This window comes from Bacillus sp. FSL K6-3458, assembly GCF_038005045.1.
Classification (GTDB): domain Bacteria; phylum Bacillota; class Bacilli; order Bacillales; family Bacillaceae; genus Bacillus; species Bacillus altitudinis.
In genome coordinates this window covers 1,552,656-1,579,307 of sequence record NZ_JBBOSI010000001.1, presented here as the reverse complement: position 1 = coordinate 1,579,307, position 26,652 = coordinate 1,552,656, and the positions used below count along the sequence as shown (strand labels likewise).

Here is a 26,652-nt window from a genome sequence, read left to right as displayed (position 1 = left end):
CTTATTTCAACAGTTCATCCAGCATATTCTTGCCATCTTCACTGTCCAAAAAAGCAGACGTTTTGAACGACTGAACGGTTGCATAGTTCATAAATTCGCCAATTTTCACAGATAAAATATCTGCAACCATTTCATGAATCGGATACTCTTGTTTTTTCTTCCACTTCTTATTCTCTAAGTATGACCATAATTCCTCTAAATCTACATCTTTATAGCCCAAAACGATGAATTCTTCAAGCTTACTGAACAGAAAAGGCTTTAGATGGTCTTTGTATATAGCAGCCGGATGTTGTGTCATTGTGAGGCTCCCCCTTTTCAGTTTTTTATCGAGAGACTTGTCATGCTTGGACGATATACACGCATATCTTATTGTATATGATTCTATGTCGTTTGAGAAGGCAGGTGATCTGTGATTTGACGAAGCAAACGTTTTTAAAAGGGACGATTATTTTAATTTTAGCAGGTTTTATTACAAGAATATTGGGTTTTGTCAATCGAATTGTGATTGCAAGGTTCATTGGTGAAGAAGGCGTAGGGCTTTATATGATGGCAGCGCCTACCTTTTTTCTCGCCGTGACGCTGACACAATTCGGACTTCCTGTTGCTATTAGTAAGCTAGTCGCAGAAGCAGAAGCCCGTGGTGACAAACAGAAAACAAAACGCATTCTAGTGATGTCCCTTGCGATAACAGGAACACTCAGCCTGATTTTCACGCCGCTCTTTTTATGGTTTGCCCCTATTATGGCGGAAAATATGCTGACAGACCCTAGAACGGTCTATCCTCTGCTTGCCATTACACCCGTCGTACCCGTTATTGCGATCTCTAGTGTGTTAAGGGGCTATTTCCAAGGAAGACAACAAATGAGCCCGCTTGCGATGTCGCAAGTACTAGAACAGGTCGCAAGAATTTCACTCGTGGCAGTATGTACAACAGCGTTCCTGCCTTATGGAATTGAATACGCAGCAGCAGGCGCTATGATTTCATCTGTCATCGGCGAAATGATTTCACTTACTTACTTACTGATTGCCTTTCGTTATAAAAAGACCATCCGTATCCGAAAACGTTTTTTCAAGGCAATTCATGATGGGAAGGACACGTTTAAGCAGCTCATGAGTATTGCCCTGCCAACGACAGGTAGCCGTTTCATCGGCAATATCTCTTGGTTTTTAGAACCGATTGTAGTCGCGCAAAGCCTTGCGATTGCCGGTTATGCAGCTGTGGAAGCAACAAGGCAGTATGGAGAATTGACGGGACTTGCGCTCACCCTTTTGACACTTCCTAGTTTTATCACGTATTCTCTCTCCACCGCACTGGTTCCAGCGATTAGTGAAGGGATGGAACAGAACAAACGCAAAACGGTCGAATACCGGCTCAAGCAGGCGATGCGCCTTTGTTTATTAAGCGGGGGCATTTCATGTATTATCCTTTTCGTGTATGCAGAAAATTTAACCCTCTTCATGTATGGTTCATCTCATGCCGCTGTCTATGTAAAATTCATGGCGCCCTTCTTTTTGCTCTATTACTTTCAAGGGCCGCTGCAGGCTGTCCTTCAAGCATTAAATTTAGCGGGGGCAGCGATGACCAACAGTTTGATAGGAGCTGTTGTGAAAACAGGCATGATCTTTGTTCTTGCTTCACAGCCAAGCTTTGGCATTATGGGCGCAGCGCTTGCGATACTCATCGGCATCGTCCTTGTCACGTTGCTCCATGCGGCAACTGTCGGTAAAGTGCTGCCTATTCATTTACCATTAAAAGAATATGGACTTTGCGTCCTTGTGATCATCGGCACTGGGGCAGTCAGCTTATGGATGAAACATCAAGCGAGCGGACTCTTTTCCGCACCTTTAGAGCTTGTCATGATGATCTTTTTGACGTGCGTGCTGTATGTCATTCTATTAATCTGTCTTGGGCTAGTGAAACGAGAAGAGCTGCGCCGCATCCCGTTTATTGGGAAGCTGCTGTAGCTCATCTTTTCTTTATAATTTCATCTTTCAAATCAATATAAAAATTCTTCTGATTAAAGCTGCAGTAAGAGATTTGCTCGATATCATGATAGCCTCTTTTGGCAAGCTCCTTTATCAGCCACTGTTCATCATGGTTGATCTGCTTGAGATGATCATGTTGAACCACACCGTCTGCAATAAGCGGGAGCTCAAGCGCTGCATGTTTGCGCTTGTTTTCTTTTTCAACAACGGCGAGCTTTCCTGAAGGCTCTAAGATGGCATATGAGACATCCTGGATACTATCGATGTTATTTTCTCTTAATTGAATCAGCAAATCATCAAAATTGTATCGCTGTTTTCTCATCGCACCCTCGTCTATTTTTCCGTTGATGATGAGCAGGGCCGGCTTACCGTCGAGAAAACGACGGACACCTTGGAATTTTAATGACAAATAGGCAAGGGTGATTTGAATGAAGGTTAACAGCAGGATCGGCCATACTGTATGTAACATGTGATCCTCTACTTCTTCTATGGCGAGCACCGCAATTTCAGCGATCATCATAAAAATAACAAGATCTAAAATACTCAGTTCCCCAATCTCCCTTTTGCCCATTAAACGAAAGATAAACCAAATGAGAAAATATAAAATGATCGTTCTCATGGAGATAATTAAGATGTCCTGCATATGATGTAAACCCTCCTTCTCCACCATAGCTTGTGTCAAAACACTTTATTTATGTAGAAAAGAAAGCCTGGGTTTTTATCACGAGAAACATGTCTATTTTTTCTTCTCCGTGAATACATTTTAGTAAAAGACAAGCTTCGGTCAATTGGAGAGGAGACGAATCACATGCAGGAAACGAAACAAATAGGAAAAGGCATTTTATCTGGCTTAATTGCTATTTTTGTCGTGATGATTGTCACAAGCTTACTTGTATCACTGATGCTTACCTTCACAAGTATGCAGGAATCATCGTTTAAATGGATGATCATGATCTTGTCCTTTGCGGCACTTTTTCTAGGAGGAATGATTTCTGGAGGGAAAGCAAAGGAACGGGGCTGGCTCATTGGCGCCATGACCTCTTTTATCTTTTCACTCACTGTTTTTTTATTTCAATATTTAGGGTTTGGAGAAACCTTTTCACCAGAACAATTCATCTATCATGCAGCCTTTTTGGGAATTTGTATGCTAGGGGGAATGATTGGCGTTAATCTTCGGGGCAAATAAAAAAAGAGCGAATGATATCGCTCTTTTTTTATCGCTATGTATTGGAGGATTAACCTTTGTCAGCTAATTCTCTAATAGCACGTCGGTCGAAAGTTAAACGGTTGTTTTCGCTTGTTTTGATGACCACTTTTGATTCATCAATGTAGTCGATTTCACCGTGTAAACCACCGATTGTGACGATTTTATCGCCTTTTGATAAAGATTGCTGCATCTGACGCACAGCTTTTTGTTGCTTTTGCTGTGGACGGATTAACAAGAAGTAAAGCACAGCAAACATGACAACAATCATAATGATTGAACCCATACCACCATCCATTCTATCTCACCCCTTTCTAAAGCATTGTAAAGCTTTTCGTTTATGCGTTAAAAGTTTTTCGCATTCGGCTTGTTAAAGCCATAACGCTCAAAAAACTCTTCTCTAAAATCACCTAAACGATCCTCACGGATAGCTTCTCTCACTTGCTCCATTAATTTTAACAGAAAATGAAGATTATGATAAGTTGTTAATCGAATTCCGAACGTCTCATTTGTACGGATCAAATGTCTAATATAAGCGCGTGTGTAGTTTTTACATGTATAGCAGTCACAGTTTTCATCGATTGGTCTGAAATCACGCTCATATTTAGCATTTTTCACAACAAGGCGTCCTTCACTTGTCATGAGCGTACCATTTCTTGCAATTCGCGTTGGCAGTACACAGTCAAACATATCGACACCGCGGATCGCGCCGTCAATTAATGAATCTGGTGAGCCAACACCCATTAAGTACCTTGGCTTGTCATCCGGTAAAAATGGCGTTGTGAACTCCAGCACACGGTTCATCACGTCTTTTGGTTCACCAACAGATAAACCTCCAATGGCATAGCCTGGGAAATCAAGTGAAACAAGATCTTTTGCACTTTGTTTACGAAGCTCTTCGTATTCTCCGCCCTGTACAATGCCAAACAGTCCTTGATCCTCTGGACGCTGGTGCGCTGTTAAGCAGCGCTCTGCCCATCTGCTTGTCCGCTCTACAGAACGTTTCATATAATCGTACTCTGCTGGGTACGGAGGGCATTCGTCAAATGCCATCATAATATCTGAGCCGAGCGCATTTTGAATCTCCATCGCTTTTTCAGGAGAAAGGAACAACTTATCTCCATTTAAGTGATTACGGAAGTGAACGCCTTCCTCTTCAATTTTTCTAAATTCACTTAAAGAAAACACTTGGAAACCGCCTGAATCAGTGAGAATCGCTCGATCCCAGTTCATAAATTTGTGCAGGCCGCCTGCTTCTTTGACAATGTCATGCCCCGGGCGCAGCCATAGATGATACGTATTGCTTAAAATGATGCCTGCTTCCATTGCTTTTAACTCTTCAGGCGCCATTGTTTTCACTGTAGCCAGTGTACCAACTGGCATAAATACAGGTGTTTCAAAGGAGCCGTGCGGTGTATGAACGCGCCCAAGACGTGCACCTGTTTGTTTGCATGATTTAATGAACTCATAACGTATCGGTAATTGCGACAAAAATGAGCCCTCCTGTCTTTGTTGTATGATGTTATTGAATCAGCATGGCATCGCCAAAACTGAAGAATCGGTATTCCTCTTTTACAGCCTCATTGTACGCTTTTAGGACGTGTTCTCGTCCAGCTAATGCACTGACAAGCATAATTAAAGACGATTTTGGCAAGTGGAAATTCGTGATCATGCCATCAATTGCCTTAAATGTATAGCCTGGATAAATAAAAATCGACGTCCAGCCGCTTGACGCTTTGAATTCACCATCATAAGCACTTGCAATGGTTTCAAGCGTTCTTGTCGAAGTTGTTCCGACTGAAATAATCCGCCCGCCTTCTTTGCGCACGCGATTAAGCTCTTCTGCCGTTTCTTCATTCATTTCGTAAAACTCTGCGTGCATTTCATGTTCTTCAATGCGTTCAGCACTGACCGGTCGAAATGTGCCAAGCCCTACATGGAGCGTAATAAACGCAATATGCACTCCTTTTGCTTTCAGTGCATCCAGCAGTTCATTTGTAAAGTGAAGACCGGCAGTAGGCGCAGCAGCCGAACCAACCTCTTTGGAATAAACGGTTTGATAACGCTCACGATCGTCAAGCTGCTCTTTAATGTACGGAGGCAGTGGCATTTCACCTAAGGATTCAAGTACTTCATAAAAAATGCCTGTATACTGAAACTCAACTTTTCTTCCGCCATGTTCCAGTTCTTCTGTACATACCGCTTTTAATCGTCCATCACCAAATGTAATGACTGTTCCGTTTTTCACACGTTTTGCTGGTTTCACGAGCGTTTCCCATTTGTCTCCTTCTTCTTGTTTCAAAAGAAGCAGCTCCACTTTAGCACCCGTATCCTCTTTCGTTCCAAACAGACGTGCAGGCAATACACGTGTATTGTTTAAAACGAGACAATCACCCTTTTGAAAGTAATCTGTGATTTGCGTGAATGTATCATGTGTGATGTCACCTGTTTGTTTATGTAAGACCATCAGTCTTGATGCATCTCGTTTTTCAAGCGGCACTTGTGCAATCAATCTTTCTGGTAAATCAAAATCAAATAGTTCTAACTTCATTTCCTTCACCTATTCTGTAGTTAACTAGTTAACGTTATTTCATCCGTCCGAAGACATTGAGTAAAATGGTTAGGACGATGCTAATGACAATGCATGTAATCACAGGAAAAAAGAACGTTACGTTCCCTTTTTTCACGAAAATATCGCCTGGAAGTTTCCCAACCAATTGAAACACTAAACCTGCGGCAAAAAGGACACCACCTAAAATCATCAACATTTTAGGGAATTCAGTCACGAATCGGAACCTCCATATGAAAATGTTCATACGCTTCTCTTGTGACGACCCGCCCTCTTGGTGTTCTTTGCAGAAAACCAATTTGCAGTAAATACGGTTCGTACACATCTTCAATCGTATGTGATTCTTCTCCAATTGTCGCTGAGATCGTATCAAGTCCAACAGGACCGCCTCTAAATTTTTCAATCATACTTAAAAGCAGCTTATGATCGATATGATCAAGTCCGAGTCTGTCAACTTGCAGACGCTCAAGAGCATCTTCTGCAATGTCTTGTGTGATCGCATGATTTCCAAGCACCTGCGCAAAATCTCTTACTCTTCTGAGCAGACGATTGGCGACCCTCGGTGTGCCTCTAGATCTTCTTGCAATCTCTTCAGCTGAACGAATGTCGATCCCAATCTCAAACAGCTCGGCTGTTCTTGCTACAATGTGAGCCAAATCTCTTTGCTCATAGTATTCCAATCTTGCATGAACCCCAAACCTATCACGAAGCGGCGCTGTTAAAAGCCCAACACGGGTTGTAGCACCTACAAGCGTAAATGGCGGTAAATCAAGCCGCACAGAGCGTGCTGTATCTCCTTTTCCAATCACGATATCTAGACAAAAGTCCTCCATCGCTGGATATAGCACTTCCTCTATTGAACGCTGCAAGCGATGAATTTCATCAATAAACAGAACATCGCCAGGTTCAAGAGATGTTAAGATCGCCGCCAAATCGCCAGGGCGTTCAATCGCCGGTCCAGACGTTGTACGCAGCTGAACATTCATTTCATTGGCAATGATCGACGCAAGCGTTGTTTTCCCAAGTCCCGGCGGTCCATATAAAAGGACGTGATCCAGTGTTTCCTGCCTCATTCGGGCAGCTTCAATAAATACGCTGAGATTATCCTTTACTTTCTGCTGGCCAATATATTGACTAAGCGTCTGTGGACGCAGACTTTGCTCAATGGCTGATTCATGGTTGTCTGCTTCAGTTGAGACGAGCCGTTCATCCATGAGACATCACCCTATTTCAACATTTTTTGTAAAGCTTTTTTCACATATTGATCGGTTGTAAGATTCTTCTCTTCTTTTAATAAAGGAAGAACCTTTTTGATTTCACGATCACCATACCCAAGGACACTTAAGGCTTCAACCGCTTCATCTAAAGCGCTTTGCTGCGTTTCAATTTGAATATGATCCTCGTGGTTAAATAAGTTTCCTATCATTTCAGGCACCACATCTGCGAGCTTCCCTTTCAGATCTAGAATGATCTGTCGTGCTGTTTTTTTGCCAACACCCGGGAATTTAATGAGGAAAGCTTCATCCTCTCGTTCGATCGCTGAAATGACAGCGCCAGGGTCACCGGAAGCAAGAATCGCAAGCGCACCCTTCGGTCCAATGCCTGTGACATTTAACAGTTTTGTGAACAACGCTTTTTCTTCTCGTGTTTGGAATCCATATAACGAAAAAGCGTCTTCCTTTATGTAATGATACGTATAAATCGTTTCTTGTTTTGTTACTCGATAGATAAACGGATTTGGGGTATAGACTTGATATCCCACTCCGCCGTTTTCAATGACAACATATTGCGGGCACACATAATCAATGGTCCCTTTTACAAACTCTATCACCGTTTTCACCTCTTTGACTGTTCTCCATTGTAACATAAATCGAAGAGAAAACCGTAATAAAAGTTAACATACGTTCGCTCAGCCTTTTTTCATAGTCAACCCATGAAAAAGAGCTTGCGGTCTTCACACCAGCAAGCTGTCATACGATTAAAACGATTGTTCATTTCGGTAAGGTTTCATGACTTCAAGCACATGCTCAAATTCATCTTTTGTTCGAAACGGAATGCCTTGTGCAAGCTGCTGCTCTACATGACTTTCCAAGCGGGACGTATCAATTTGAAAAAAGAGATGAATAGGCTCCGCCCACCCGTCAGGCCTTCCATGAAACGTAGAAATCACGCCGTCTTCTGATAATCCGATATATCCATTTGCTTTACTCAAAGGCGATATATCGTCAATTTGTTTTCTAAAAAGGGCAAAATCCTCTCGCTGTTCTACCAATGTCCAGCCCTTATACTGGGCCCAAAATGTGTCTTTGTCTTCTAATGATGCCCGCTGTCTTTCAATACTTACATCGCCGTCTAGATAGACCTTTTCAAGCTGAACGTTGATGGTTTTTGACTCTTTTTGCAAGTGTTCTGCTGCTTCCATATCAACAGCGAAAAAGAGTACACTTGTCATGATAAGTCCTGTAACGAAATACTTTATTTTCACTTTCACTATTTACACCTCTTTAGAACATAAGATCGATGCATGACATATGTAGTTTGACCCATTTTCCTAAACATTAACCAAATCGATGTCTTGACACATAATGAGAGTCTTTCATTGTATCCTTCGTGCGTAAATGTTATGTTTTATACAATCCATTGCTCTACCGAATTACATGGTTTTTTCATCATTCGTTTTTCAGCCGCATAAACTGAAACCAAAGAAGGTGAAGTCAATGTCAGATGTCAAAAGATTAGCCGAATCAATTCAGTATCAAGAAGAAAAGCGTTTTAATAAGCTCGTCTTTAAACCGGCTGAGCTTGAGCTGTGCGGCAAAGGAAGAAGTGCCTATGTATTTTCATACAAAAAAGACGGCAAGAAAATGGCGTTAAAAGTCTTTTTTCCTTCTTATCGAAACATCGCCCGCAAAGAGGCTGCAATTTATGAAAAACTTTCCGGCTCCTCCTATTATCCTGAGATTTACGAGTCTGGGGATCAGTATATTTTAATGGAATATATTAAAGGTTATACTTTCTATGAATGCCTGACAAAAGGAATTCCGATCAAAAAACAAATGATTGAACAAGTAGATGATGCATTGGAAGAAGCACGCGCGAAAGGTTTAAATCCTTCTGATATTCATCTGCGGAATTTAATTTTAACAAAGGATGGCCGCGTCAGGGTCATTGACGTCGCCCGCTTCACGCAAACGAAAACATGTCATCAATGGGATGATTTAAAAGCTGCATACGCCTATTATCAAAAACCTTTTTTCCCTAAAAAAGCGCCGCGGCTGTGGCTTGAAGTGATTGCCTATTTGTATAAGAAAAACTGGCTGTCTCGAGGTCAGCTGAACAACCGAAATGATTTTACTGCATAATGAAAGCCGCTCGAAAAGAGCGGCTTTCAGATTGTTGACAAAGGGCTAAAATGAACTTTATTTTAGCCCTTTGTCTTCTTTTCAGCGTGATAGAAAACCTTTGAATTCTAGGAAGGACGAGTACCGGAGCGAATTTGACATTCGTGAGCACCGGCACGCAGGACTGACACGGAATGCGAGGGTTTGTCTACACGCTGAAAGCCGCTCTCTTTGAGCGGCTTTCTGTTTTATTCTGTTTCTACATGGATACTATTCACATTTAATAGGTTAATGATTTCATTATTCAGCTTAAACCAATGATTGGCTTCCTCAATTTTTTTATACACATCATAGGTAGCTGGACGTTTCAGCTCGAAATCGAGCACTTCCCCATTGTTCATATGAAATGTTACCTTAAATACTTTCATCATAAGATCACCTTCCACTCTGTCTTGTTCACTAACCAAATCGGTCAGCTCTTTTCATTCATTCTCTATTCAATCCGTTTCCCCTGCTTCTTTCCTTCTAAACACAAGAAGTTTAAATTTTGTTTAAATTCGCACAACATATCTATCTATGTACTCTTCAAAAGAAGTATATTGAATGAAAAGGAGGCTACTTTTATGAAACAAAAGAAAAAACGAACATCTCCAGAGAGACAAACAGTCCTGTTTCATTTAACAGATGCCCTCATCCCAAGTGTTGAAACGATGGCGATTGCAGTAAGAGCATTTTTGCACCTCGTAAGAAAAGCCATTTCAGCCGTTTTATAAAACCCCGCACTAGAGGAGTGCGAGGTTTTTTTTAGGATTGATAGATTTGGCTGCCTTGATTGATAAACTCTTTTGCCTTCTTCTCCATCTCTCTTTTCACTTCTTCTGATTGGTTGCGGATGTCATGGGAAATTTTCATACTGCAAAACTTTGGTCCACACATGGAACAAAAATGAGCAGTTTTAGCACCTTCAGCAGGCAATGTTTCATCATGGAATGCCAGCGCTCGTTCTGGGTCAAGTGACAGATGAAATTGATCCCGCCATCTGAATTCAAATCTCGCTTTCGATAAGGCATCATCACGCTTTTGAGCAGCAGGATGTCCTTTTGCTACATCAGCTGCATGTGCGGCAATTTTATAGGCGATGACGCCTTCTCTTACATCTTCTTTGTTCGGCAGACCTAAATGCTCTTTTGGTGTCACATAGCACAGCATGGCGGTTCCGTACCAGCCAATCATCGCCGCACCGATCGCGGATGTAATATGATCATATCCCGGTGCAATATCTGTTGTTAGAGGACCTAACGTATAAAAAGGTGCCTCTTTGCATATCTCCATCTGCTTATCGACATTCTCTTTGATTTTATCCATTGGAACATGACCAGGTCCTTCAATCATAACCTGTACATCATGTTTCCAAGCGATCTCTGTCAATTCCCCTAACGTTTCCAGCTCTGCAAACTGCGCTTCGTCATTTGCGTCCGCAATGGATCCAGGTCTGAGCCCGTCCCCAAGCGAAAAGGCAATGTCATATGTTTTCATGATTTCACAAATTTCTTCAAAATGGGTATACAGAAAGTTCTCTTGATGATGAGCGAGACACCATCTTGCCATAATGGCTCCGCCTCTTGAAACAATTCCTGTGACCCGGTCGACTGTGAGCGGAATATACCTTAAGAGGACGCCCGCATGAATGGTGAAGTAGTCAACCCCTTGCTCTGCCTGTTCAATTAATGTGTCTCGGTATACTTCCCACGTCAAATTTTCTGCGATTCCATTCACTTTTTCAAGTGCCTGATAAATCGGGACAGTTCCTACTGGGACTGGGCAATTGCGGATAATCCATTCTCTCGTTGTATGAATATCCTTTCCTGTAGACAGGTCCATCATCGTATCTGCCCCCCATCTAATTGCCCATGTCATCTTCTCCACCTCTTCTTCAATGGACGACGTCACAGCTGAATTGCCAATATTCGCATTAATTTTCACGTGAAAATTCTTCCCGATGATCATCGGCTCACTTTCAGGATGGTTGATATTCGCTGGAATGACCGCTCTTCCACTAGCCACTTCCTCTCTAACAAACTCAGGACTTAGCTGTTCTCTCAAAGCGATAAACTCCATTTCAGGCGTAATGATCCCCTTTTTTGCATAATGCATTTGCGTCACACAAGCACCTTGTTTCCCGCGGAGCGGCACATGATGAAAATCTGTATGGGCAGCTTGAAAGGATTCTTTCCCATTCAAGCGATATCCATTATCTTCTGGCTTTACTTGACGCCCTTCATAGCTTTCAGTATCTTCTCTTTCTTTAATCCATTTTGATCTCAGGCGCTTTAATCCCTTTGTAACATCAATATGAGCCTCCTCATCTGTATACGGTCCACTTGTATCGTACACACGAATCGGTTCATTTTGGATATCTCCTGCTTGTGTCACTGTATTTGTGAGCACAATTTCTCTTTTTGGCACCAAAATGTCAGGTCTTGAGCATTGTTCATATACCTTTCGACTGCCTTCAAAGTTTGATAATAAAGATTGCGTTGATGGAACATTTGTCTTTTCATTCATTTGCTGTTCTCTCCTTCTTTTCGTGTGACCGGTCAGGATGGAATCAGCACCAGCAAAAAACCAGATTCTATGTAGAGAACCTGGTTTCGTCGTCAGAAAAAAACATGTATGCCATTCATATGGCACATGTATCATCTTCAACTTCCCCACGCTGGTACGAGCCAGATCAGGTCCAAAGGGTTAAGAAGCTTGTCTTCTCTCTCAGCCCGCATTTCCGGGCACCCCTAGTCACTTATATTGATTTCCACAACAGTGTAGCATAGCTGAGAAATGAAAAAAAGAAGTTTCAGGAAAATAGTTCCTTTCCCCTACAATGAATACATGATCTTCACGATATACATCTTTCTATACACGATCTATCTCTCTCATTTCGATTAAATCAGAAATAATCATTGATCCTTTTCTCCTATTATGTATAATTAATCTAAACGGAGAATTTTTATACAAACATGATTCAAAGGAAGTTCTAGTCGATTGCAAACATTTCTTACATTTATCGTCGTTGGATTCTCAATTGCTCTACCTGTTGGAGCGATCACGGTTGAAATGACAAAGCAGGGATTAAAAAACGGATTCTTTCATGGATTAACTGTAGGCGCTGGTGGTATGACCATCGATATATTGCTCATCTTGGCTTTATATGCTGGATTTGCTCAATTTTTATCTTTGCCCTTTATCCAAATTCCGCTCTGGCTGATCGGTGCCATCTTTTTAATGATTCTTGCCTACGATTCGATTAAAAATGCGGATCAAGACATCCATTTAGCAGGAGAAAAAGTGAATAAATCATTCGCTAAAACATACCGAAATGGGCTGCTCGTCGCGGTATCCCCTGGAAACCTTGTGTTCTGGGTATCTGTGTTTGGTGCTGTACTGGCAGATGCTTATAAAAATACAAATTCATCTGAATTTATATTGGCTGCTGCGGGTATTTTGGCAGGAATTCTTCTTCATGACATCGGTCTTCTCACGATTGTTTCCCTAACAAGAAAAGTGATGAACCGAACAATGATTAAGTGGACATCCATTATTGCCGGTATTTTATTACTTGGATTTGGCTGTTATTTCTTTTATGAATTTTATATCGGGATCAAAGTTTATTTTTAAAGAAAGGCTAAAGTTCGTCATGAACTTTAGCCTTTTTTATTCCAGCCTATCGGGTCATGCCTGTCTGACCTGTTTCAAATTGCGTTTTTCTCATATCTCTGAAGCGTGTAAATGCGCCTTCGTCTTTAATGACTTGGACAGCTCTACCATCTGCATAACGAGTCGCTGCTTCTTCTACTTGTGATACACCTTCTGATGTCAAGCGCCCATCTGTTTTAAGAGCAATATACACATTTTCATCCGTCACCATGACTTGTGAGTCTGTCACATGGTTCATTTTGTTCACTCGGTTGGCGATTTTTCTTGAACGCTGGATGTTCTCTTGTTTATCGTAGCCAGAGAACGACATTTGGTTATGATAGTTCATATCTCCATGGCTGTAGCGTCCATCTCCACCAGTAAGCGGCATTCTCACTTGATCCTGTGTAGGGCGTGAACGATAATCAACATTCGTTGTATTTCTTCCGTTCATTCCCTCCATAAGCTCAGAAACCGGTCCTTGATGATCTTGGTTGTTGTCTGTTGCCTGTTGATTGGAGTGGTATCCAACTGGCTGGCCTGATTGATTATGACGTGTATCTACACCCGCATTGTTATTTGTACCACATGCCGTTAATCCAATAGGTAGAAGCACTAAGGCGATTGTTTTTTGCCATTTTTGTCTCAAACGAAAAACCCCCTGTACAAATTGAATCTCATGAGCGCAAAACAGGCTCTGTTTTAGCATGTACAGTTGAGGACAAAAACAAGCTGTCAGTTATAAACAAAAAAAGGAACGATTGAGATCGTCCCTTGTGTCATTAATCTTCTTCGTCTTCTTCTGGTCTTGCAAAGACAGATGGGTTTTGATAAGGCTGCTGCATATAAGGCTGTGCTGGATAAGCACCCATTTGACCATATGGAACAGGGTTTGGATAATGTCCAGGCCATGGTTGATGATGCTTCATGCCATCATCGCATCCGCAGTCTTCCTTGCCATATGCTTCATTTGGAGCGTTTGGATAAAAGCCTTGATTGGCATTGGCATTTGCATTTGCATTTGGATGCATATGGTGGTGCCAGTGATGCCCATCGTTTGCATGATGCTCATGATGTTCACCGTAATAAGCCGGTGCTTGATACGCAGGATAATAAGGCTGAGCCGCCGGGTAAGGATACGGCATCATGTGATGGTGATAATACGGCTGTACCGGATAACAAAGGCCTGATCCCGGTAAAATAGGAGAAGCGGGTACCATTTGCTGCGGATATGGATACATTGCTGGCATGTAATGACCATAACCATAATAAGGATCATATGACTCTTGATGATGGTGGTGATGCTCTTTATTTTCAGCCATGCCCCCTACTGCTGCCCCTCCAACATTCGGCATTTGCGGGAAATTAGGAAGGTTTGGGTAATTACTATGTTCCATATCTTTTCCCTCCTCTTTTTGATGTGGGATATGAATGAATGGATCATATCCCTTTGCCACTTCATCTTTGAAATGATCCTTATTTTCATGATGAAAATGGTCCTTGTGATCTTTATGATCCTTTTTCTCATGAACATGATCTTTCTTTTCATGAACGTGATCTTTTTTCTCATGATGTTCTTTTTTGGGAGGAGGCGTGAATGGCTGGTAGAGATTCGTCTGATAATAGTTTACATCAACTTGTGGAAAAACTGGCTGTTCAATCTTTGGTACTGGTGGCACATAAGGTACCGGTTCATTCGGCTTTTCCTTCGGCTTCGTATCTTGAACTTGCACGACATCCTTTGGCTTTTCTTTTACATACGGGTGTTCTTTTGCTTTTGGCATTTCTTTTGCTTTGTGATGATCGGTTTTTACAGGAACACCACTAGATGGAATTTTGATTTTCATTCCTGGCATAATCAAATCTGGATTACTGAGCTGCGAATTTAATTTTTTCAATTCTTGAAAGTCGACTCCGTACTTCTTTGAAATTTTCCAAAGGGAGTCTCCTTTTTGCACAATATGAATTTTCAACGTTTTCCCCTCCTATGCAAAACGTGAACGTAGCGGTTATGTCAGAAGTACAATATGTTTCAACATAAATTTATGCCTATTTACAAGCCGATATGATAAAAACTTGTTTTCTGATAGGAGGGGACACTTCTTTATTTAATGGTGAGCATCTTATTTAAAGCGAGCAATGCCTCTTTTGTCGTCTCTTCATTCACTTGAATCAAACCGACCGGCTCCCCTTTTTCAATGCTTTCAAGTGACCATAGTAGATGAGGCAGATCAATACGGTTCATTGTTAAACATGGACACATATCTGGATTAAGGGATTCGATTTGTTTGTCAGGGTGCTGGTCAATGATGCGTTTCACTAAATTCATTTCTGTTCCAATGGCCCACTTGCTTCCTGCTGGTGCCTGCTTGATCGTATCAATAATAAATTTCGTTGAACCAGCTAGATCAGAAGCCTTTACAACTTCATGTGTACACTCTGGATGAACAAGAATCTGTATGTCACGGTCTCGTTTTCTCGTTTGTTCAATATTCTCAATGGTAAATTTCTCATGAACAGAGCAATGACCTTTCCATAAAATCATTTTGATTCGATGAAGCGGTTGGTCGGTGATGAGCTTTTCTTCTATTTGATCCCAGACAGCCATTTCCTCTAGCGGAATCCCTAAATCATAGGCCGTGTTACGTCCTAAATGCTGATCAGGAAGAAAAAGAATCCGCTCTTTTTGGGTCAGCGCCCACTCCAATACTTTTTTAGCGTTTGAAGATGTGACAGTCGATCCGCCATGTTTGCCGACAAATGCTTTAATATCAGCCGTTGAGTTTACATAAGTCAGCGGAAGGATCGTATCTCCAAACAGCTCAGTGAGCTGATCCCACGCCCTGTCTGTTTGTTTCATATTCGCCATATCTGCCATTGAACAGCCAGCTCTCATATCTGGCAAAAAGACGTGCTGATTCTTTTTTGATAGCATATCGGCCGTTTCTGCCATAAAATGAACCCCGCAAAATACAATGTATTCTGCTTCGTGATTGTCAGCAGCAATTTGTGCAAGCTGCAATGAATCACCTGTCACATCAGCAAATTGGATGACTTCATCTTTTTGATAATGATGACCCGGTATAAAAAGCTTTGATCCAAAGGCGCGTTTAATCTCTAATACTCTCTCTTTCATTTCATCATAAGAGCGCTGTTTATATTCATCTGGCATCATGGCTGTATGCTGCGCTGCTAACACATCAAGCATGGACATGAGTCGTTCCCCCTTTATGGCTGAATTCCATATTCATACTAAAATCGAATGATGGAGCAGAATGTGTGAGAAATCCAAGTGAAATAAGGTCTACACCTGTCCCCCGGTAGTTAGCCACATTCTCCAATGTGATACCGCCAGATGCCTCAGTCAATATGGTTTCAGGGGTCATTTGTTTAAAGCGCTTCACTTCGTCTGGAGAGCAGTTGTCAAACATGATGACATCTGCTTTGGCATCAATGGCTTCCATCAGCTGTGCTTCTGATTCAATTTCCACTTCAATTTTCACCATATGACCGGCGTATGCTCTTGCTTTCTCCACAGCTTCCCTGATAGAACCACAAGCCGCAATATGATTATCTTTAATCATCACCCCATCGGATAAGCCGAAACGATGATTCTTTCCGCCTCCGACTTTTACTGCGTACTTCTCCAGCATGCGCAAACCGGGTGTCGTCTTTCTCGTATCACAAATCGTAATAGATGGATCAGCTAATCGCTCTACTGCTTCATGCGTTAGTGTAGCAATCCCTGTCATTCTTTGCAGGATATTCAACACCACCCGCTCCCCTTTCAGCAAGTCGTTGACGGGGCCAGTTATTTGTGCCAGTACAGCCCCTTCATGAATCCAATCACCTTCTTGGAAGAACAGCTCAGTTTGAACTTGTTCATTCAGCAGTTTGTATCCCATATCAATGACTTGCGTCCCGGCCAATACGCCTGATTGTTTCGCCATGATGTAAGCTGTTCCTTTCTTGTCTCCAAAGATGGCATCAGCGGATACATCTCCAAACCCAATATCTTCTTTTAAAAAATGAGTGAGCATTTGCTTTAACTGTAAACGTTCCATTTGGCACCAATCCTTTCATTTTTTACGATATAAATATGGCCCTGTTCATGTACAATCTGTTTTGCTCGCCACGAAGCATCATGCCGATTAGGATAATCTGTGCGATAATGACCGCCCCTGCTTTCTGTTCGGAGTAATGCAGATTTGACAAGGCATATGGCTAAAGCCCATTGATTAGTTATTTCGATCTGTTCATTTGTGATATTCTTCACATTGATTTGCTGAAAAGAGACTTGTTCTAAATGATCGAGCAAAGTCTGTAAGCCTTTCTCATCTCTCACAATTGCGGCATATGCCGTCATCCATTTTCTGAGCTGAGCCAGTGACACCGTTGGGACAGACCATACTTCTTGAATGGAAAGAGCAAGGTTTTTATCTTGCCAGGTTTGCAACCGCTCAATATACCGTGCTGCGTTGTTTCCTAAAACGAGACCTTCTAAGAGCGAATTACTTGCCAGTCGATTGGCGCCGTGTAAACCTGTACAAGCTGCTTCACCAATGGCAAAAAGTGATGGAACTGTTGTTTCTCCATGTTCATTCACCTTAATTCCACCCATTAAAAAGTGCATACCGGGTGAAACTGGCAGCCTTCCGCTTGCCATATCAACTCCCGCACGCTGACACATCGAAGCAATCGCAGGAAAACGTGCAGAAAAATGCGGAATATCACGGATGTTAAGATAAATGGAATGACCGAGTTGCTGCTCATGGAAAATGGTCCTTGCCACCACATCTCTAGGCGCTAAATCCCTCTGCGGGTGGATTCCTTTCATGATCCGCCTGCCTGATTCATCTTCTAAATAGGCGCCCTCTCCCCTGACTGCCTCTGATACGAGACCGATCGCTTTACCTGAAGTGGTCAAAAGGGTCGGATGGAATTGCACAAATTCGAGATCTACTAGCTGTGCCCCTGCGCGATAGGCCATCATCAGACCGTCTCCTGTCACAGACGGATCATTTGTGTTTGTCTCATATAAGGATCCACAGCCGCCAGTGGATAATACAACTGCATCTGCGGTCATTGTATGTACATGACCTTTTTCGTCTTTCCACACAACACCGGTACATATCCCTTCATGAACCAATAGATCCATGACATGATGGTTTTCGTATACATGAATGTGTGAGCCGAGCTTCCCTTTCAAAAACTGCACGAGGGTTTTTCCCGTTTGATCTCCCCCTGCATGCAGAATACGATGGGTCGTATGGGCTCCCTCTTTACCTAACTGCGGGATTCCCGTTTCATCTCGATCAAATGGGCAGCCCTCTTCTACGAGCTTCTTTACAAGATCTTTTCCATGACGGACGATCTCCTGTACAGTTTTGTCATCATTGTGACCACACCCCGCAGCTAAAGTGTCTTGCACATGCTGATCGACAGAATCATGTGCGGAAAAGGCTGCAGCGATTCCCCCTTGTGCAAGCATGGAATTACTAGAGGAAAATTGTTTTTTTGTCATCATGATGACTTGGCAGTTCTCTGAGATCGTATTCACAAAGGAAAGAGCCGCAATGCCCGACCCCACCACAATGACTTTTTTGATAGATGACACAATTGCCCCTCCTGTCATTTACACCTGTCTTGACACATATCATTACACAACACTACAATAAATACAAGAAAAAATTTTCACACAGGAGATGGATGGATTTGATTTATTTAGATTATGCAGCTTCTACACCTGTTTCTGAGGAATCACTGCATGTATTTCAGCAGTTGAGCAAAGAATGTTACGGAAATGCGAGCAGCCTGCATGATGCAGGAGGAAGAGCAAATGAAATCTTGGCTTACAGCAGACAATCACTTGCAGCGATTCTAGGGGGCGAACCTGATGGCATTTACTTTACAAGTGGCGGAACTGAATCCAATATCCTTGCGATTCAATCGATCATAAATGGGCTACCTCCACATAAACAGCATGTCATTACCACATCAGTAGAGCACCCTTCCGTTCATCATGCGGTCAATGCCTTGGAGCGTCTCGGTGTGAAGGTGACGGTCATAGACCCGAATCAAGAAGGAATTATCACAAAGGAGATTCTCAAACAGGCTCTATTGCCTGAAACCGGACTAGTATCCATCCAGCATGCCAACTCAGAAACTGGGATTATTCAGCCATTAGCTGAATTAGCGACGCTCTTAAAAGAAAGAGATATTCTTTTTCATACAGATGCAGTGCAGACATTCGGAAAAATGCATGTGTCGATTAAAGAACTTGGGGTTGATGCCCTCTCCATTTCGAGTCATAAAGTGTATGCACCTAAGGGCGCCGGTGCTGTCTATATGGGATCACATGTCCCTTGGAAGCCTATATATCAACATACTGTACAGGAAAATGGTCTACGCCCAGGGACAGTGAACGTTCCATGTATCGGTGCTTTTGTTGCCGCGAGCGAGCAAATCATGCTGAAAATAGAGCATCAGCAGCAGCTGGATATTCAGCTTCGTGATTATTTTCTTCAGCAGCTAAAAAAAAGGCAGCTGCCTGTCCGCATGCTGCAAGAAAATGACCAGCGCCGCACGCTCCCTCATATTATTGGTTGTTTTTTTGAAGGGTTTGAAGGACAATATGTAATGTTAGCTTGTAACCGGCAGGGAATTTGTATATCTACTGGAAGTGCATGCGCTTCTGGTTATCATCACCCTTCCCCTGCTGTGAAGGCATTACATGTATCAGATCGTGATGCCCTTCAATTCATTCGACTATCATTTGGACGAGGATCATCAAAGGATGACATCGATCAGCTTTTGCATACATTTGAGCGCTTGCAAAAGGAGAAGAAAGGAGCATAAAACGTGGAACAAGAGAGAAAACTCATTGGCGAAGAAAGAAGAAACGCCATTTTAAAGTGGCTGAAAGAGACAGATACACCACTCACTGGAAGTTTTTTAGCCAAAAAAGCCGCTGTCTCACGACAAGTCATTGTACAAGATATTTCATTACTCAAAGCAAAAAACGAACCCATTATTGCCACAAGCCAAGGCTATGTGTATATGGCGCAGCATACACCGGAAACTGAAATTGAACAGATTATCGCTTGCAAGCACGATCCTCATCGTACAGAAGAGGAGCTCACACTGATTGTAGACTACGGTGTAACGGTGAAAGACGTGATGATTGAGCACCCTGTCTACGGGGAGCTAACGGCCTCTATTCGAGTGAGTACGCGCAAACAAGTGGCTGACTTCGTTCATCATATTTCTAATACAGGCGCCTCCTACTTATCAGAGCTGACAGACGGCGTACACTTACATACCCTTACTTCCTACAGCCAAAAGCAGCTTGACCAAGCCATTCAAGCGCTTGATGACGCTGGATTTCTCATTAAAGACTAAAAAAATAGTGTCCCCTGCAGGACACTATTTTTCATTCGTTAATTCATATGTTTGATAGCTGCCGAGTAGTTTCACTTCACAGCCAATCGCTTCTAATTCTTGAATGGCGCCAGGGACAAGTACATCATCCATCTCTTTTTCGATATCAATGATAAATAAATAGTGTCCAAGGCCTGTTTTTGTCGGACGCGATTCAATTTTGGACAAATTGAGATTCCGCCATGAAAAAGCTGATAACACGCGGTGCAATGCACCAGACTGATCATCCTTTGGCAGGCTGACAACAATGGTCGTTTTTGGCTTTGAAGAAAAACCAGAATTCATTGGGAACGATGCCTTCGCCTCTTTATGTAAAATAACAAAACGTGTATGATTGTGCGGATAATCATGAATGTCTTTTTTCGCAATCGTCAATCCGTACGTTTTTGCGGCGATTTCATTCGCAATCGCACCAACAGCTTCATCTGGATGCTCACTGATGTATTTTGCTGCATAGCCTGTTGATTCCACTGGCCGATGCGGAATATCAGGGAACTGCCTCTTCAAAAATTGATGACACTGCGCAATGGCGTGCGGATGTGACTGAATCACATCTAATGTCTCCCAGCTCTCCGCTCTCGATGGATGGACAAGCAGGTGCTGACGAATCGGTGCTGTCATTTCGCCCACAATGGACAAAGCGTCCTCATGAATTAAATAATCAATCGTTAAGTTCACAGATCCTTCGAGTGCATTTTCAAGTGGAACGACCGCCAAATCTACTTCTCCCTTTGACACGGCATCCATACATTGCGGAATGGTTGCATAAGCCCGTTGCTCTGCTTCTTTTGGAAAACAAGAACAGACAGCCAAATGAGTAAATGTGGCCTCTGGTCCAAAGTAACCTACCGTTAATTGCTTCATCTGCTATGATCTCTCCTTTTACGCCCCAGAACCTAGAATTTCAACTTTTTCGACAAATTCAAGTTTTCTTAATTGATTCATGACTGTATTGATATCATCTGCCATGCCGGCCGTACTGATCGACAGGGTAACATTCGCTCTTCCTTGCAGCGGAATCGTTTGGTGAATGGATAACACATTACAGCCAGAGTCAGCCACAATTTGCAGCAGCCTAGACAGAGCCCCAGACCGATCCTCCAGGTGGAAAAACAATGTGATGATCTGCTCTTTGACCATCGTATAAAATGGAAAAACAGCATCTCGATATTTATAAAAAGCACTGCGGCTTAAATCCGCTTTTTGAACAGCATCGGCAACTGAATCCGCTTTTTTGCGATCGAGAAGCTTTTTGACTTCAAGCGTTTTTCGCATCGCATCCGGAAGTACATCCTCTCTTACTAAATAGAACGTTTCTTCTTTCACCTGTTTTCTCCCCTTTTAAAAACGGGAGAGCCCATGAACTGGACCCTCCTTTTGATCAATCGATAAATTCAAATTCAAATTCAAGCAGACGAATGATGTCTCCATCTTTTGCACCACGTTCACGCAGGGCATCATCAACGCCCATTCCGCGCAGCTGTCTAGAGAATCGTTTCACTGACTCGTCTCTTGAGAAATCTGTCATCTTAAACAGTCGCTCAAGTGCTTTACCAGTTAAGACAAACGTACCATCAGGATCTCTTGAGATCTCAAATGCTGCTTCTCCTTCATCAAACTTGTACATCACACGGTTATCAGAGAGCTCTTCTTCATTGTAGAGCGGGAATTCCGGTGTTGTTTCAAGCTGATTGGCGATTTCAAATAAGAGCTCACGAAGCCCTTCTCTTGTGATCGCACTAATTGGGAATACTTTATAGTCATCTGTTAATTTTTCTTTAAATGCCGCTAGATTGTCAGCTGCATCCGGCATGTCCATTTTGTTCGCTACAATGATTTGCGGACGCTCTGTCAATCTCATATTGTATTGCTCAAGCTCTTCATTGATCGTCACGTAATCTTCGTATGGGTCACGCCCTTCAAGTCCAGACATATCAATGACATGGACAATGACACGTGTACGTTCAATGTGGCGTAAAAATTGATGACCTAAGCCAACACCTTCGTGCGCTCCTTCGATCAGTCCTGGCAGATCCGCCATGACAAAGCTTCGGTTATCGTCTGTTTCAACAACTCCGAGGTTTGGCACAAGCGTTGTAAAATGATAATCCGCAATTTTTGGTTTCGCAGAAGAGACAATCGAAAGCAGCGTTGACTTCCCGACACTTGGGAAACCAACAAGTCCAACATCTGCAAGTACTTTTAATTCTAAGATGACGTCACGTTCTTTACCTGGCTCACCGTTTTCAGACAGCTGTGGTGCAGGGTTTGCTGGTGTTGCGAAGCGTGAATTTCCACGTCCGCCACGTCCACCTTTGGCAATCACAGCCCGCTGTCCATGCTCTGTCAAGTCAGCTAGTACTTGTTCCGTCTCAGCATCTGTCACTACTGTACCCGGCGGAACTTTAACAATCATTTCTTCCGCATTTCGGCCATGCTGGTTTTTACTCATTCCATGCTCACCGCGGTCCGCCTTGAAATGACGCTTATAACGAAAGTCCATTAACGTTCTAAGTCCTTCGTCTACTTCAAATACTACATCTGCACCATTTCCGCCGTCGCCGCCTGCTGGCCCGCCTTTTGGCACATATTTTTCACGACGGAACGCCACCATACCGTTTCCGCCGTCACCGCCTTTAACATACACTTTAACCTGATCTACAAACATAACTTCCTCCGTTTCTCTGCATCACATATCTCGTTCTTGCCTCAAACAAAGCTCAATCATGGACTCATGATTCGTCACATGAAATTGCGTTATACTCATACATGGATAGTTTGCGTCATGAAACGCATTTAACGCATCCAAACTTGTTAATTTTCCTTTGAAATCAAAATATAAGATCACATCATTCTCTTCATGATCCGTTTGGAAAGTGACCGTTAAATGATTTTCAGTTTTTTGGCAAACTGATTGATCGAATATCGAAAACAACTCCCGTGATACCGTTAGCAGCTGCGATTCATATGCTGATAAGTCTCGGGTTTCACCAAGCACTTCATATTCTAGGGTGATAAAATGCGACTCCCAATTAAAGGTTAGAAAGTAATAGGCCAATTGGGGAATTTTTAAATTTGAGAGTTTGGATTCATGCTGTGCTTCAATGACCATTTCTTCTATTATTTCGAACACTCGGTCATATTTTTCTAATGTCAAGTTGCCTTTGATTAACTGCAATTTATTCATCCAGTCGTGTCTTGAACGACTAAGCAGATGGATCAATTCATTCGTTAATGCAACGTGAGTTAATTTTTCGTTTTGTTTACTTGGTATCTCTTCCATTATCGCACTCCCAATCGTTTGGTCTCTCTTTTAGGAGTCTTATCATCAATATGTCTCCCTGAATTATAACAGAGAAGACAGCTTAGAAAAACACTAGTTATGTGAGGAAAGGTTGTTTTTTCTGATCGTATAGGAGAAAATGAGGCAAAGTCAGCAAACATTCTTTGATATTTATGGAGTGCATCTTCTTTTATCATCTTCGGTACTACTTGTAAAAAGCGTAAAAGCTCCCTGAATAGTGAAAAAAACTCCAGTCAATGACCGGAGTTTTTAGCAATTATTGTGCCGCAGGATATACGCTCACTTTTTTACGGTCACGACCGAAACGTTCGAATTTAACTGTTCCGTCGATTTTAGCGAAAAGAGTGTCGTCGCCTCCGCGTCCAACGTTTTCACCTGGATAGATTTTCGTTCCACGTTGACGATAAAGGATAGAACCACCAGTTACGAATTGACCATCAGCACGTTTAGCGCCTAAACGTTTAGACTCAGAGTCACGTCCGTTCTTTGTAGAACCTACCCCTTTTTTAGATGCGAAAAATTGAAGATCTAATCTAAGCATGAAGTTCACCTCCTATTTTTTTGTAGATATTCTCACATAATCGTGATAATCTCGTTCAATTGTTTCTAAGGAAACGACCATGCCTTCTAAAAGCAACTGGGCTTTTTCAAAGGTGACTGGATCTGTATCAGCTGGCAGTTCAAAAGAGAAATACCCGCCTTCATCTCCAATATCAAGCAGTGGATCCATTCCTGTCAGTGCAATAATTGAATTGACTGATCCGAAAACAACAGCAGATACACCTGCACAAACGAGATCCTGACCTTTTTCAGCAAACTCGGCATGTCCAGTCATCTGAAAAGACGTAATGCTTTCATCTGCTGGCGACCGAGTAATGGTTGCTTTGATCATATCACTCACACGCCTTAAGCGTTGATTTTTTCGATAACAACTTTAGTGTAAGGTTGACGATGACCTTGTTTTTTGTGGTTGTTTTTCTTCGGTTTGTACTTGAACACAGTAATTTTCTTACCGCGACCTTGTTTTTCAACTTTAGCCGTTACTGTTGCTCCAGCAACTGAAGGGTTACCCACTTTGACAGTGTCTCCGCCGACAAACAATACGTTTTCGAAAGTAACTGTTTCACCTGCTTCAGCAGCTAGTTTTTCAACATAAACAGTTTGACCTTCTTCAACTTTTACTTGTTTACCACCAGTTTCGATAATTGCGTACATCTCTGCACCTCCTAATAAACTCAGACTCGCCGAATACAGGGGGCCAATAGGCACTTTACACCTGCTCCGCGCGGTTGTAGCACGGGTGCTACATATCCATAACATTAAAAAATATATCAAATTAGACGCTGAATGTCAATGTATTTTCACCATTAGTACGGTAAAAGAAGATCTTCCATGGAAGAGGTGGTTCTTCGATCTGAAAAATAAGCATGGAGCAATTCATTTTCATCGAGCTGGCTCATTTTCACACCATTCCGTTCGATAATAATGGGATGCTTACAGCCCCTTTGGAATCGCGCCATCACTTCATATATTTTCTCCTCAGCACCCGCTCTCAGCGGAATGAGTTTCTCTACTTTTTGCTCTTTTTTACCGTAATAACGTTCTAGTAAAAAACGTACCCTGATATAATGCCGCTGCCGGTGCTCCATCACAAGCGAGTAGGCTAAAAAAGTGAGCAGGATCCAGCCGTTGAATTGCAGCGGAGCAAAACAGAGTAACCCTGCTGTCAAAAGACCGAAAAAAATGAGAGAGCCTTTTATTGCAAGGGCATGTGCCTGTTGGAAAGGGTAAAAAATAGATAAGAGCAAAAAGAATAATTTCCCGCCATCAAGTGGCCAAATGGGCAAAAGGTTCACTAGAAAAATCGCTACATTATAAAAAGTAAACATCGTAAAGACGTCATATGAGATAAGTGAGGCTTCCATGAGAAGCCAGGCGACGAGCTGGAGCGGAACATGCTGAAGCGGTCCGCATAAAATGACCGCCAGCTCTTCTTTTAGCGGACGGTTCCCATGCTCTTCTACTTCTACCGCCCCGCCAAATGGCAGTAAAAAAATCCGCCGAATCCGCCAGTGATAATAACAAGCAGCCGCTGCATGTCCAAGCTCATGGACACAGACGATGATGAGCAGACAAAGCAGCGGCTTAATTTGACCTGATAGCATGGCAAATGCCATGACTATCCAAAGGAGCGGGTGAACATGGACCTTTGTCAGCATGAGCAGCCATCTATTCAAAGGTCATCACCTGAATGGGATCAATAAACTGTTCATTTTGCTTAATGGCAAAGTAATATGTCCCCTTGCCTTGTTCATCAAGCGCAATTTGACCAATTTTTTCCCCTTTATCGACAAAATCGTATAAAGCCACATCAGCTTCTTTTAGTTGCCCGTACCAGCTGTAGCTGTTATCTGCATGCTGCACCACGACTGTGAGCCCCGTATCACTTTTCTTTTTCACTTCTACGACATAGCCTTCTTTCATACTATCGATGGCTTCAGCAGATGTTTCAACTTTCACTCCGGCACCATTTTGCGTAAAGGATTCCTGCACTTTTCCAGAGGCAGGGACAGCCAGCTCTTGATTGGCTTGTACGTCCTTTTGTCCTTCTTTTTTATCGGTTAAAAAGGCAAGTGGGTTTCCGACAGTCTTCTCAAACCACCGGTTGGCGGCGGCAAATTGAAAATCTTGTTCAAAGGTTTGACTGATCATCGGCTTTAGCTGCTGAAAAGGCCCCGCCTGCCCTTTAAATGAAATAGCGGCAATCAGTACAAGAGAGGCAGAAAGTAAACATTTAAGCACAAATGTATTTGAATGAAATAACGGATGGCGAAATTTTTTCGGCTGATGAGACGTTGACTCGTAGGAAGCCGAGCCAGAATGCTTTTCTTCTTCTGTTAACATGACCCATGGCGGGATATCATCTTTCTTCTTGAAAGCTGCCTTCTTAGGGGCAGCAGCTGGCTGCTTCATTTTGCGGCGCTGCGCTATTTTCTTTCGATACTCGTCCACTCTTTTCATAAGATCACCCTTTACATACAAACAGTTTGTACATTTTATGTGGCGACCTCATATGATATGCAACAAAAAGACCGATTCTCATCGAATCGGTCTCATC

32 protein-coding genes, 1 riboswitch and 1 other annotated feature are annotated in these 26,652 nt (G+C 42.5%); of the genes, 7 read left to right on the top strand and 25 right to left on the bottom strand.

What is annotated here, in order from left to right:
- Nucleotide 1: 1 nt before the first annotated feature.
- On the bottom strand, nt 2-298 hold the full coding sequence (locus tag MHH23_RS08330; protein WP_003216788.1) for a post-transcriptional regulator: 297 nt from the start codon (nt 296-298) through the stop codon (nt 2-4).
- 116 nt (nt 299-414) lie between these two features.
- On the opposite strand from MHH23_RS08330, the gene spoVB reads away from it, so the two are divergent.
- Nucleotides 415-1,965 carry a stage V sporulation protein B gene (spoVB, locus tag MHH23_RS08325; RefSeq protein WP_255234006.1) on the top strand — a complete coding sequence of 517 codons (1,551 nt, stop codon included), beginning with the start codon at nt 415-417 and terminating at the stop codon, nt 1,963-1,965.
- Nucleotide 1,966: 1 nt separating this feature from the next.
- On the opposite strand, the gene MHH23_RS08320 is transcribed toward spoVB, so the two are convergent.
- Entirely contained in the window at nt 1,967-2,629 is a 663-nt protein-coding gene (locus MHH23_RS08320) for a DUF421 domain-containing protein (protein ID WP_024718383.1), read from the bottom strand.
- Between the two features lie 165 nt (nt 2,630-2,794).
- On the opposite strand from MHH23_RS08320, the gene MHH23_RS08315 reads away from it, so the two are divergent.
- Nucleotides 2,795-3,172 (top strand): TIGR04086 family membrane protein, encoded by a 378-nt coding sequence (locus tag MHH23_RS08315; RefSeq protein ID WP_007501492.1) that lies wholly within the window; start codon nt 2,795-2,797, stop codon nt 3,170-3,172.
- Between the two features lie 49 nt (nt 3,173-3,221).
- Here the strand turns inward: MHH23_RS08315 and yajC are convergent, their stop codons facing one another.
- The 7 genes from yajC to MHH23_RS08280 all read right to left on the bottom strand — a co-directional run bounded on the left by yajC (nt 3,222) and on the right by MHH23_RS08280 (nt 8,211).
- Complete coding sequence (yajC, locus tag MHH23_RS08310; RefSeq protein ID WP_003216659.1) at nt 3,222-3,488, bottom strand: preprotein translocase subunit YajC; 267 nt, start codon at nt 3,486-3,488, stop codon at nt 3,222-3,224.
- A 47-nt stretch (nt 3,489-3,535) separates the two neighbouring features.
- The gene (tgt, locus tag MHH23_RS08305; RefSeq protein ID WP_008342748.1) at nt 3,536-4,681 is read right to left on the bottom strand and encodes a tRNA guanosine(34) transglycosylase Tgt; all 1,146 of its coding nucleotides are present in this window, start codon (nt 4,679-4,681) and stop codon (nt 3,536-3,538) included.
- Nucleotides 4,682-4,712: 31 nt separating this feature from the next.
- Nucleotides 4,713-5,741 (bottom strand): tRNA preQ1(34) S-adenosylmethionine ribosyltransferase-isomerase QueA, encoded by a 1,029-nt coding sequence (queA, locus tag MHH23_RS08300; protein WP_340959286.1) that lies wholly within the window; start codon nt 5,739-5,741, stop codon nt 4,713-4,715.
- A gap of 34 nt (nt 5,742-5,775) precedes the next feature.
- On the bottom strand, nt 5,776-5,976 hold the full coding sequence (locus MHH23_RS08295; RefSeq protein ID WP_008342752.1) for a DUF2905 domain-containing protein: 201 nt from the start codon (nt 5,974-5,976) through the stop codon (nt 5,776-5,778).
- On the bottom strand, nt 5,969-6,973 hold the full coding sequence (gene ruvB, locus MHH23_RS08290; RefSeq protein ID WP_007501501.1) for a Holliday junction branch migration DNA helicase RuvB: 1,005 nt from the start codon (nt 6,971-6,973) through the stop codon (nt 5,969-5,971). Before ruvB ends, MHH23_RS08295 begins: the two co-directional genes overlap by 8 nt.
- Before the next feature lie 11 nt (nt 6,974-6,984).
- Nucleotides 6,985-7,590, bottom strand: coding sequence for a Holliday junction branch migration protein RuvA (gene ruvA / locus MHH23_RS08285; RefSeq protein ID WP_017358123.1), 606 nt, complete (start codon nt 7,588-7,590; stop codon nt 6,985-6,987).
- A 147-nt stretch (nt 7,591-7,737) separates the two neighbouring features.
- Nucleotides 7,738-8,211 (bottom strand): intercompartmental signaling factor BofC, encoded by a 474-nt coding sequence (locus MHH23_RS08280; protein WP_202394256.1) that lies wholly within the window; start codon nt 8,209-8,211, stop codon nt 7,738-7,740.
- 265 nt (nt 8,212-8,476) lie between these two features.
- Here MHH23_RS08280 and MHH23_RS08275 point away from each other — a divergent pair, with 265 nt between their 5' ends.
- The gene (locus MHH23_RS08275) at nt 8,477-9,121 is read left to right on the top strand and encodes a serine/threonine protein kinase (protein ID WP_017367714.1); all 645 of its coding nucleotides are present in this window, start codon (nt 8,477-8,479) and stop codon (nt 9,119-9,121) included.
- Nucleotides 9,122-9,348: 227 nt separating this feature from the next.
- Here the strand turns inward: MHH23_RS08275 and MHH23_RS08270 are convergent, their stop codons facing one another.
- Nucleotides 9,349-9,531, bottom strand: coding sequence for a hypothetical protein (locus MHH23_RS08270; RefSeq protein ID WP_008342761.1), 183 nt, complete (start codon nt 9,529-9,531; stop codon nt 9,349-9,351).
- Nucleotides 9,532-9,723: 192 nt separating this feature from the next.
- Here MHH23_RS08270 and MHH23_RS08265 point away from each other — a divergent pair, with 192 nt between their 5' ends.
- Nucleotides 9,724-9,873 (top strand): hypothetical protein, encoded by a 150-nt coding sequence (locus MHH23_RS08265; protein WP_017367715.1) that lies wholly within the window; start codon nt 9,724-9,726, stop codon nt 9,871-9,873.
- A 31-nt stretch (nt 9,874-9,904) separates the two neighbouring features.
- Here MHH23_RS08265 and thiC read toward each other — a convergent pair whose 3' ends face one another.
- Complete coding sequence (gene thiC, locus MHH23_RS08260; protein ID WP_340959285.1) at nt 9,905-11,665, bottom strand: phosphomethylpyrimidine synthase ThiC; 1,761 nt, start codon at nt 11,663-11,665, stop codon at nt 9,905-9,907.
- 126 nt (nt 11,666-11,791) lie between these two features.
- Nucleotides 11,792-11,901: riboswitch (TPP riboswitch) on the bottom strand.
- A 238-nt stretch (nt 11,902-12,139) separates the two neighbouring features.
- Here thiC and MHH23_RS08255 point away from each other — a divergent pair.
- Nucleotides 12,140-12,772 (top strand): LysE family transporter, encoded by a 633-nt coding sequence (locus MHH23_RS08255; protein ID WP_024718389.1) that lies wholly within the window; start codon nt 12,140-12,142, stop codon nt 12,770-12,772.
- 46 nt (nt 12,773-12,818) lie between these two features.
- On the opposite strand, the gene MHH23_RS08250 is transcribed toward MHH23_RS08255, so the two are convergent.
- The 5 genes from MHH23_RS08250 to nadB form a co-directional block, all read right to left on the bottom strand.
- Complete coding sequence (locus MHH23_RS08250) at nt 12,819-13,439, bottom strand: YhcN/YlaJ family sporulation lipoprotein (RefSeq protein ID WP_017367717.1); 621 nt, start codon at nt 13,437-13,439, stop codon at nt 12,819-12,821.
- Between the two features lie 133 nt (nt 13,440-13,572).
- Complete coding sequence (safA, locus tag MHH23_RS08245) at nt 13,573-14,763, bottom strand: SafA/ExsA family spore coat assembly protein (RefSeq protein WP_178897000.1); 1,191 nt, start codon at nt 14,761-14,763, stop codon at nt 13,573-13,575.
- 131 nt (nt 14,764-14,894) lie between these two features.
- Nucleotides 14,895-16,004, bottom strand: coding sequence for a quinolinate synthase NadA (nadA, locus tag MHH23_RS08240; protein ID WP_007501511.1), 1,110 nt, complete (start codon nt 16,002-16,004; stop codon nt 14,895-14,897).
- Complete coding sequence (nadC, locus tag MHH23_RS08235) at nt 15,991-16,854, bottom strand: carboxylating nicotinate-nucleotide diphosphorylase (protein WP_017367720.1); 864 nt, start codon at nt 16,852-16,854, stop codon at nt 15,991-15,993. Before nadC ends, nadA begins: the two co-directional genes overlap by 14 nt.
- Nucleotides 16,836-18,407, bottom strand: a complete 1,572-nt coding sequence (gene nadB, locus MHH23_RS08230) for an L-aspartate oxidase (RefSeq protein ID WP_268430269.1) — start codon at nt 18,405-18,407, stop codon at nt 16,836-16,838. The genes nadC and nadB overlap by 19 nt, the downstream gene beginning before the upstream one ends.
- A gap of 92 nt (nt 18,408-18,499) precedes the next feature.
- Between nadB and MHH23_RS08225 the strand changes: the two genes are divergently transcribed.
- Both MHH23_RS08225 and MHH23_RS08220 read left to right on the top strand, forming a co-directional pair.
- A complete protein-coding gene (locus tag MHH23_RS08225; RefSeq protein ID WP_326116667.1) occupies nt 18,500-19,648 on the top strand; it encodes an IscS subfamily cysteine desulfurase in 1,149 nt (382 codons plus the stop codon).
- Nucleotides 19,649-19,651: 3 nt separating this feature from the next.
- Nucleotides 19,652-20,191: a transcription repressor NadR gene (locus MHH23_RS08220; RefSeq protein ID WP_024718395.1), complete on the top strand. Its 540-nt coding sequence runs from the start codon at nt 19,652-19,654 to the stop codon at nt 20,189-20,191.
- Between the two features lie 24 nt (nt 20,192-20,215).
- Here MHH23_RS08220 and pheA read toward each other — a convergent pair whose 3' ends face one another.
- The 9 genes from pheA to MHH23_RS08175 all read right to left on the bottom strand — a co-directional run bounded on the left by pheA (nt 20,216) and on the right by MHH23_RS08175 (nt 26,555).
- Nucleotides 20,216-21,094 carry a prephenate dehydratase gene (pheA, locus tag MHH23_RS08215; RefSeq protein WP_039167032.1) on the bottom strand — a complete coding sequence of 293 codons (879 nt, stop codon included), beginning with the start codon at nt 21,092-21,094 and terminating at the stop codon, nt 20,216-20,218.
- Nucleotides 21,095-21,112: 18 nt separating this feature from the next.
- Nucleotides 21,113-21,556: an ACT domain-containing protein gene (locus MHH23_RS08210; RefSeq protein ID WP_008342790.1), complete on the bottom strand. Its 444-nt coding sequence runs from the start codon at nt 21,554-21,556 to the stop codon at nt 21,113-21,115.
- Nucleotides 21,557-21,611: 55 nt separating this feature from the next.
- Complete coding sequence (gene obgE / locus MHH23_RS08205) at nt 21,612-22,898, bottom strand: GTPase ObgE (protein ID WP_007501521.1); 1,287 nt, start codon at nt 22,896-22,898, stop codon at nt 21,612-21,614.
- A gap of 21 nt (nt 22,899-22,919) precedes the next feature.
- A complete protein-coding gene (locus tag MHH23_RS08200; RefSeq protein WP_007501522.1) occupies nt 22,920-23,513 on the bottom strand; it encodes a sporulation initiation phosphotransferase B in 594 nt (197 codons plus the stop codon).
- A gap of 277 nt (nt 23,514-23,790) precedes the next feature.
- The gene (gene rpmA, locus MHH23_RS08195; RefSeq protein WP_003216586.1) at nt 23,791-24,075 is read right to left on the bottom strand and encodes a 50S ribosomal protein L27; all 285 of its coding nucleotides are present in this window, start codon (nt 24,073-24,075) and stop codon (nt 23,791-23,793) included.
- A gap of 12 nt (nt 24,076-24,087) precedes the next feature.
- Nucleotides 24,088-24,426 (bottom strand): ribosomal-processing cysteine protease Prp, encoded by a 339-nt coding sequence (locus tag MHH23_RS08190; RefSeq protein ID WP_007501524.1) that lies wholly within the window; start codon nt 24,424-24,426, stop codon nt 24,088-24,090.
- Nucleotides 24,427-24,440: 14 nt separating this feature from the next.
- On the bottom strand, nt 24,441-24,749 hold the full coding sequence (gene rplU, locus MHH23_RS08185) for a 50S ribosomal protein L21 (protein ID WP_003216781.1): 309 nt from the start codon (nt 24,747-24,749) through the stop codon (nt 24,441-24,443).
- A gap of 12 nt (nt 24,750-24,761) precedes the next feature.
- Nucleotides 24,762-24,835, bottom strand: a sequence feature (ribosomal protein L21 leader region).
- A 66-nt stretch (nt 24,836-24,901) separates the two neighbouring features.
- Nucleotides 24,902-25,771, bottom strand: coding sequence for a M50 family metallopeptidase (locus tag MHH23_RS08180; protein ID WP_340959281.1), 870 nt, complete (start codon nt 25,769-25,771; stop codon nt 24,902-24,904).
- On the bottom strand, nt 25,764-26,555 hold the full coding sequence (locus MHH23_RS08175) for a M23 family metallopeptidase (protein ID WP_039167025.1): 792 nt from the start codon (nt 26,553-26,555) through the stop codon (nt 25,764-25,766). Before MHH23_RS08175 ends, MHH23_RS08180 begins: the two co-directional genes overlap by 8 nt.
- Nucleotides 26,556-26,652 lie beyond the last annotated feature (97 nt).

Excerpts from the sequence above, each read along its gene's own strand:
- MHH23_RS08330 (WP_003216788.1), bottom strand. The coding sequence starts at position 298 with ATGACACAACATCCGGCTGCTATATACAAAGACCATCTAAAGCCTTTT.
- MHH23_RS08320 (WP_024718383.1), bottom strand. The coding sequence starts at position 2,629 with ATGCAGGACATCTTAATTATCTCCATGAGAACGATCATTTTATATTTT.
- MHH23_RS08315 (WP_007501492.1), top strand. The coding sequence starts at position 2,795 with ATGCAGGAAACGAAACAAATAGGAAAAGGCATTTTATCTGGCTTAATT.
- yajC (WP_003216659.1), bottom strand. The coding sequence starts at position 3,488 with ATGGATGGTGGTATGGGTTCAATCATTATGATTGTTGTCATGTTTGCT.
- queA (WP_340959286.1), bottom strand. The coding sequence starts at position 5,741 with ATGAAGTTAGAACTATTTGATTTTGATTTACCAGAAAGATTGATTGCA.
- ruvB (WP_007501501.1), bottom strand. The coding sequence starts at position 6,973 with ATGGATGAACGGCTCGTCTCAACTGAAGCAGACAACCATGAATCAGCC.
- MHH23_RS08280 (WP_202394256.1), bottom strand. The coding sequence starts at position 8,211 with ATGACAAGTGTACTCTTTTTCGCTGTTGATATGGAAGCAGCAGAACAC.
- MHH23_RS08275 (WP_017367714.1), top strand. The coding sequence starts at position 8,477 with ATGTCAGATGTCAAAAGATTAGCCGAATCAATTCAGTATCAAGAAGAA.
- MHH23_RS08270 (WP_008342761.1), bottom strand. The coding sequence starts at position 9,531 with ATGATGAAAGTATTTAAGGTAACATTTCATATGAACAATGGGGAAGTG.
- MHH23_RS08265 (WP_017367715.1), top strand. The coding sequence starts at position 9,724 with ATGAAACAAAAGAAAAAACGAACATCTCCAGAGAGACAAACAGTCCTG.
- thiC (WP_340959285.1), bottom strand. The coding sequence starts at position 11,665 with ATGAATGAAAAGACAAATGTTCCATCAACGCAATCTTTATTATCAAAC.
- nadA (WP_007501511.1), bottom strand. The coding sequence starts at position 16,004 with ATGTCCATGCTTGATGTGTTAGCAGCGCAGCATACAGCCATGATGCCA.
- nadC (WP_017367720.1), bottom strand. The coding sequence starts at position 16,854 with ATGGAACGTTTACAGTTAAAGCAAATGCTCACTCATTTTTTAAAAGAA.
- MHH23_RS08225 (WP_326116667.1), top strand. The coding sequence starts at position 18,500 with ATGGATTTGATTTATTTAGATTATGCAGCTTCTACACCTGTTTCTGAG.
- pheA (WP_039167032.1), bottom strand. The coding sequence starts at position 21,094 with ATGAAGCAATTAACGGTAGGTTACTTTGGACCAGAGGCCACATTTACT.
- obgE (WP_007501521.1), bottom strand. The coding sequence starts at position 22,898 with ATGTTTGTAGATCAGGTTAAAGTGTATGTTAAAGGCGGTGACGGCGGA.
- MHH23_RS08200 (WP_007501522.1), bottom strand. The coding sequence starts at position 23,513 with ATGGAAGAGATACCAAGTAAACAAAACGAAAAATTAACTCACGTTGCA.
- rpmA (WP_003216586.1), bottom strand. The coding sequence starts at position 24,075 with ATGCTTAGATTAGATCTTCAATTTTTCGCATCTAAAAAAGGGGTAGGT.
- MHH23_RS08190 (WP_007501524.1), bottom strand. The coding sequence starts at position 24,426 with ATGATCAAAGCAACCATTACTCGGTCGCCAGCAGATGAAAGCATTACG.
- rplU (WP_003216781.1), bottom strand. The coding sequence starts at position 24,749 with ATGTACGCAATTATCGAAACTGGTGGTAAACAAGTAAAAGTTGAAGAA.
- MHH23_RS08175 (WP_039167025.1), bottom strand. The coding sequence starts at position 26,555 with ATGAAAAGAGTGGACGAGTATCGAAAGAAAATAGCGCAGCGCCGCAAA.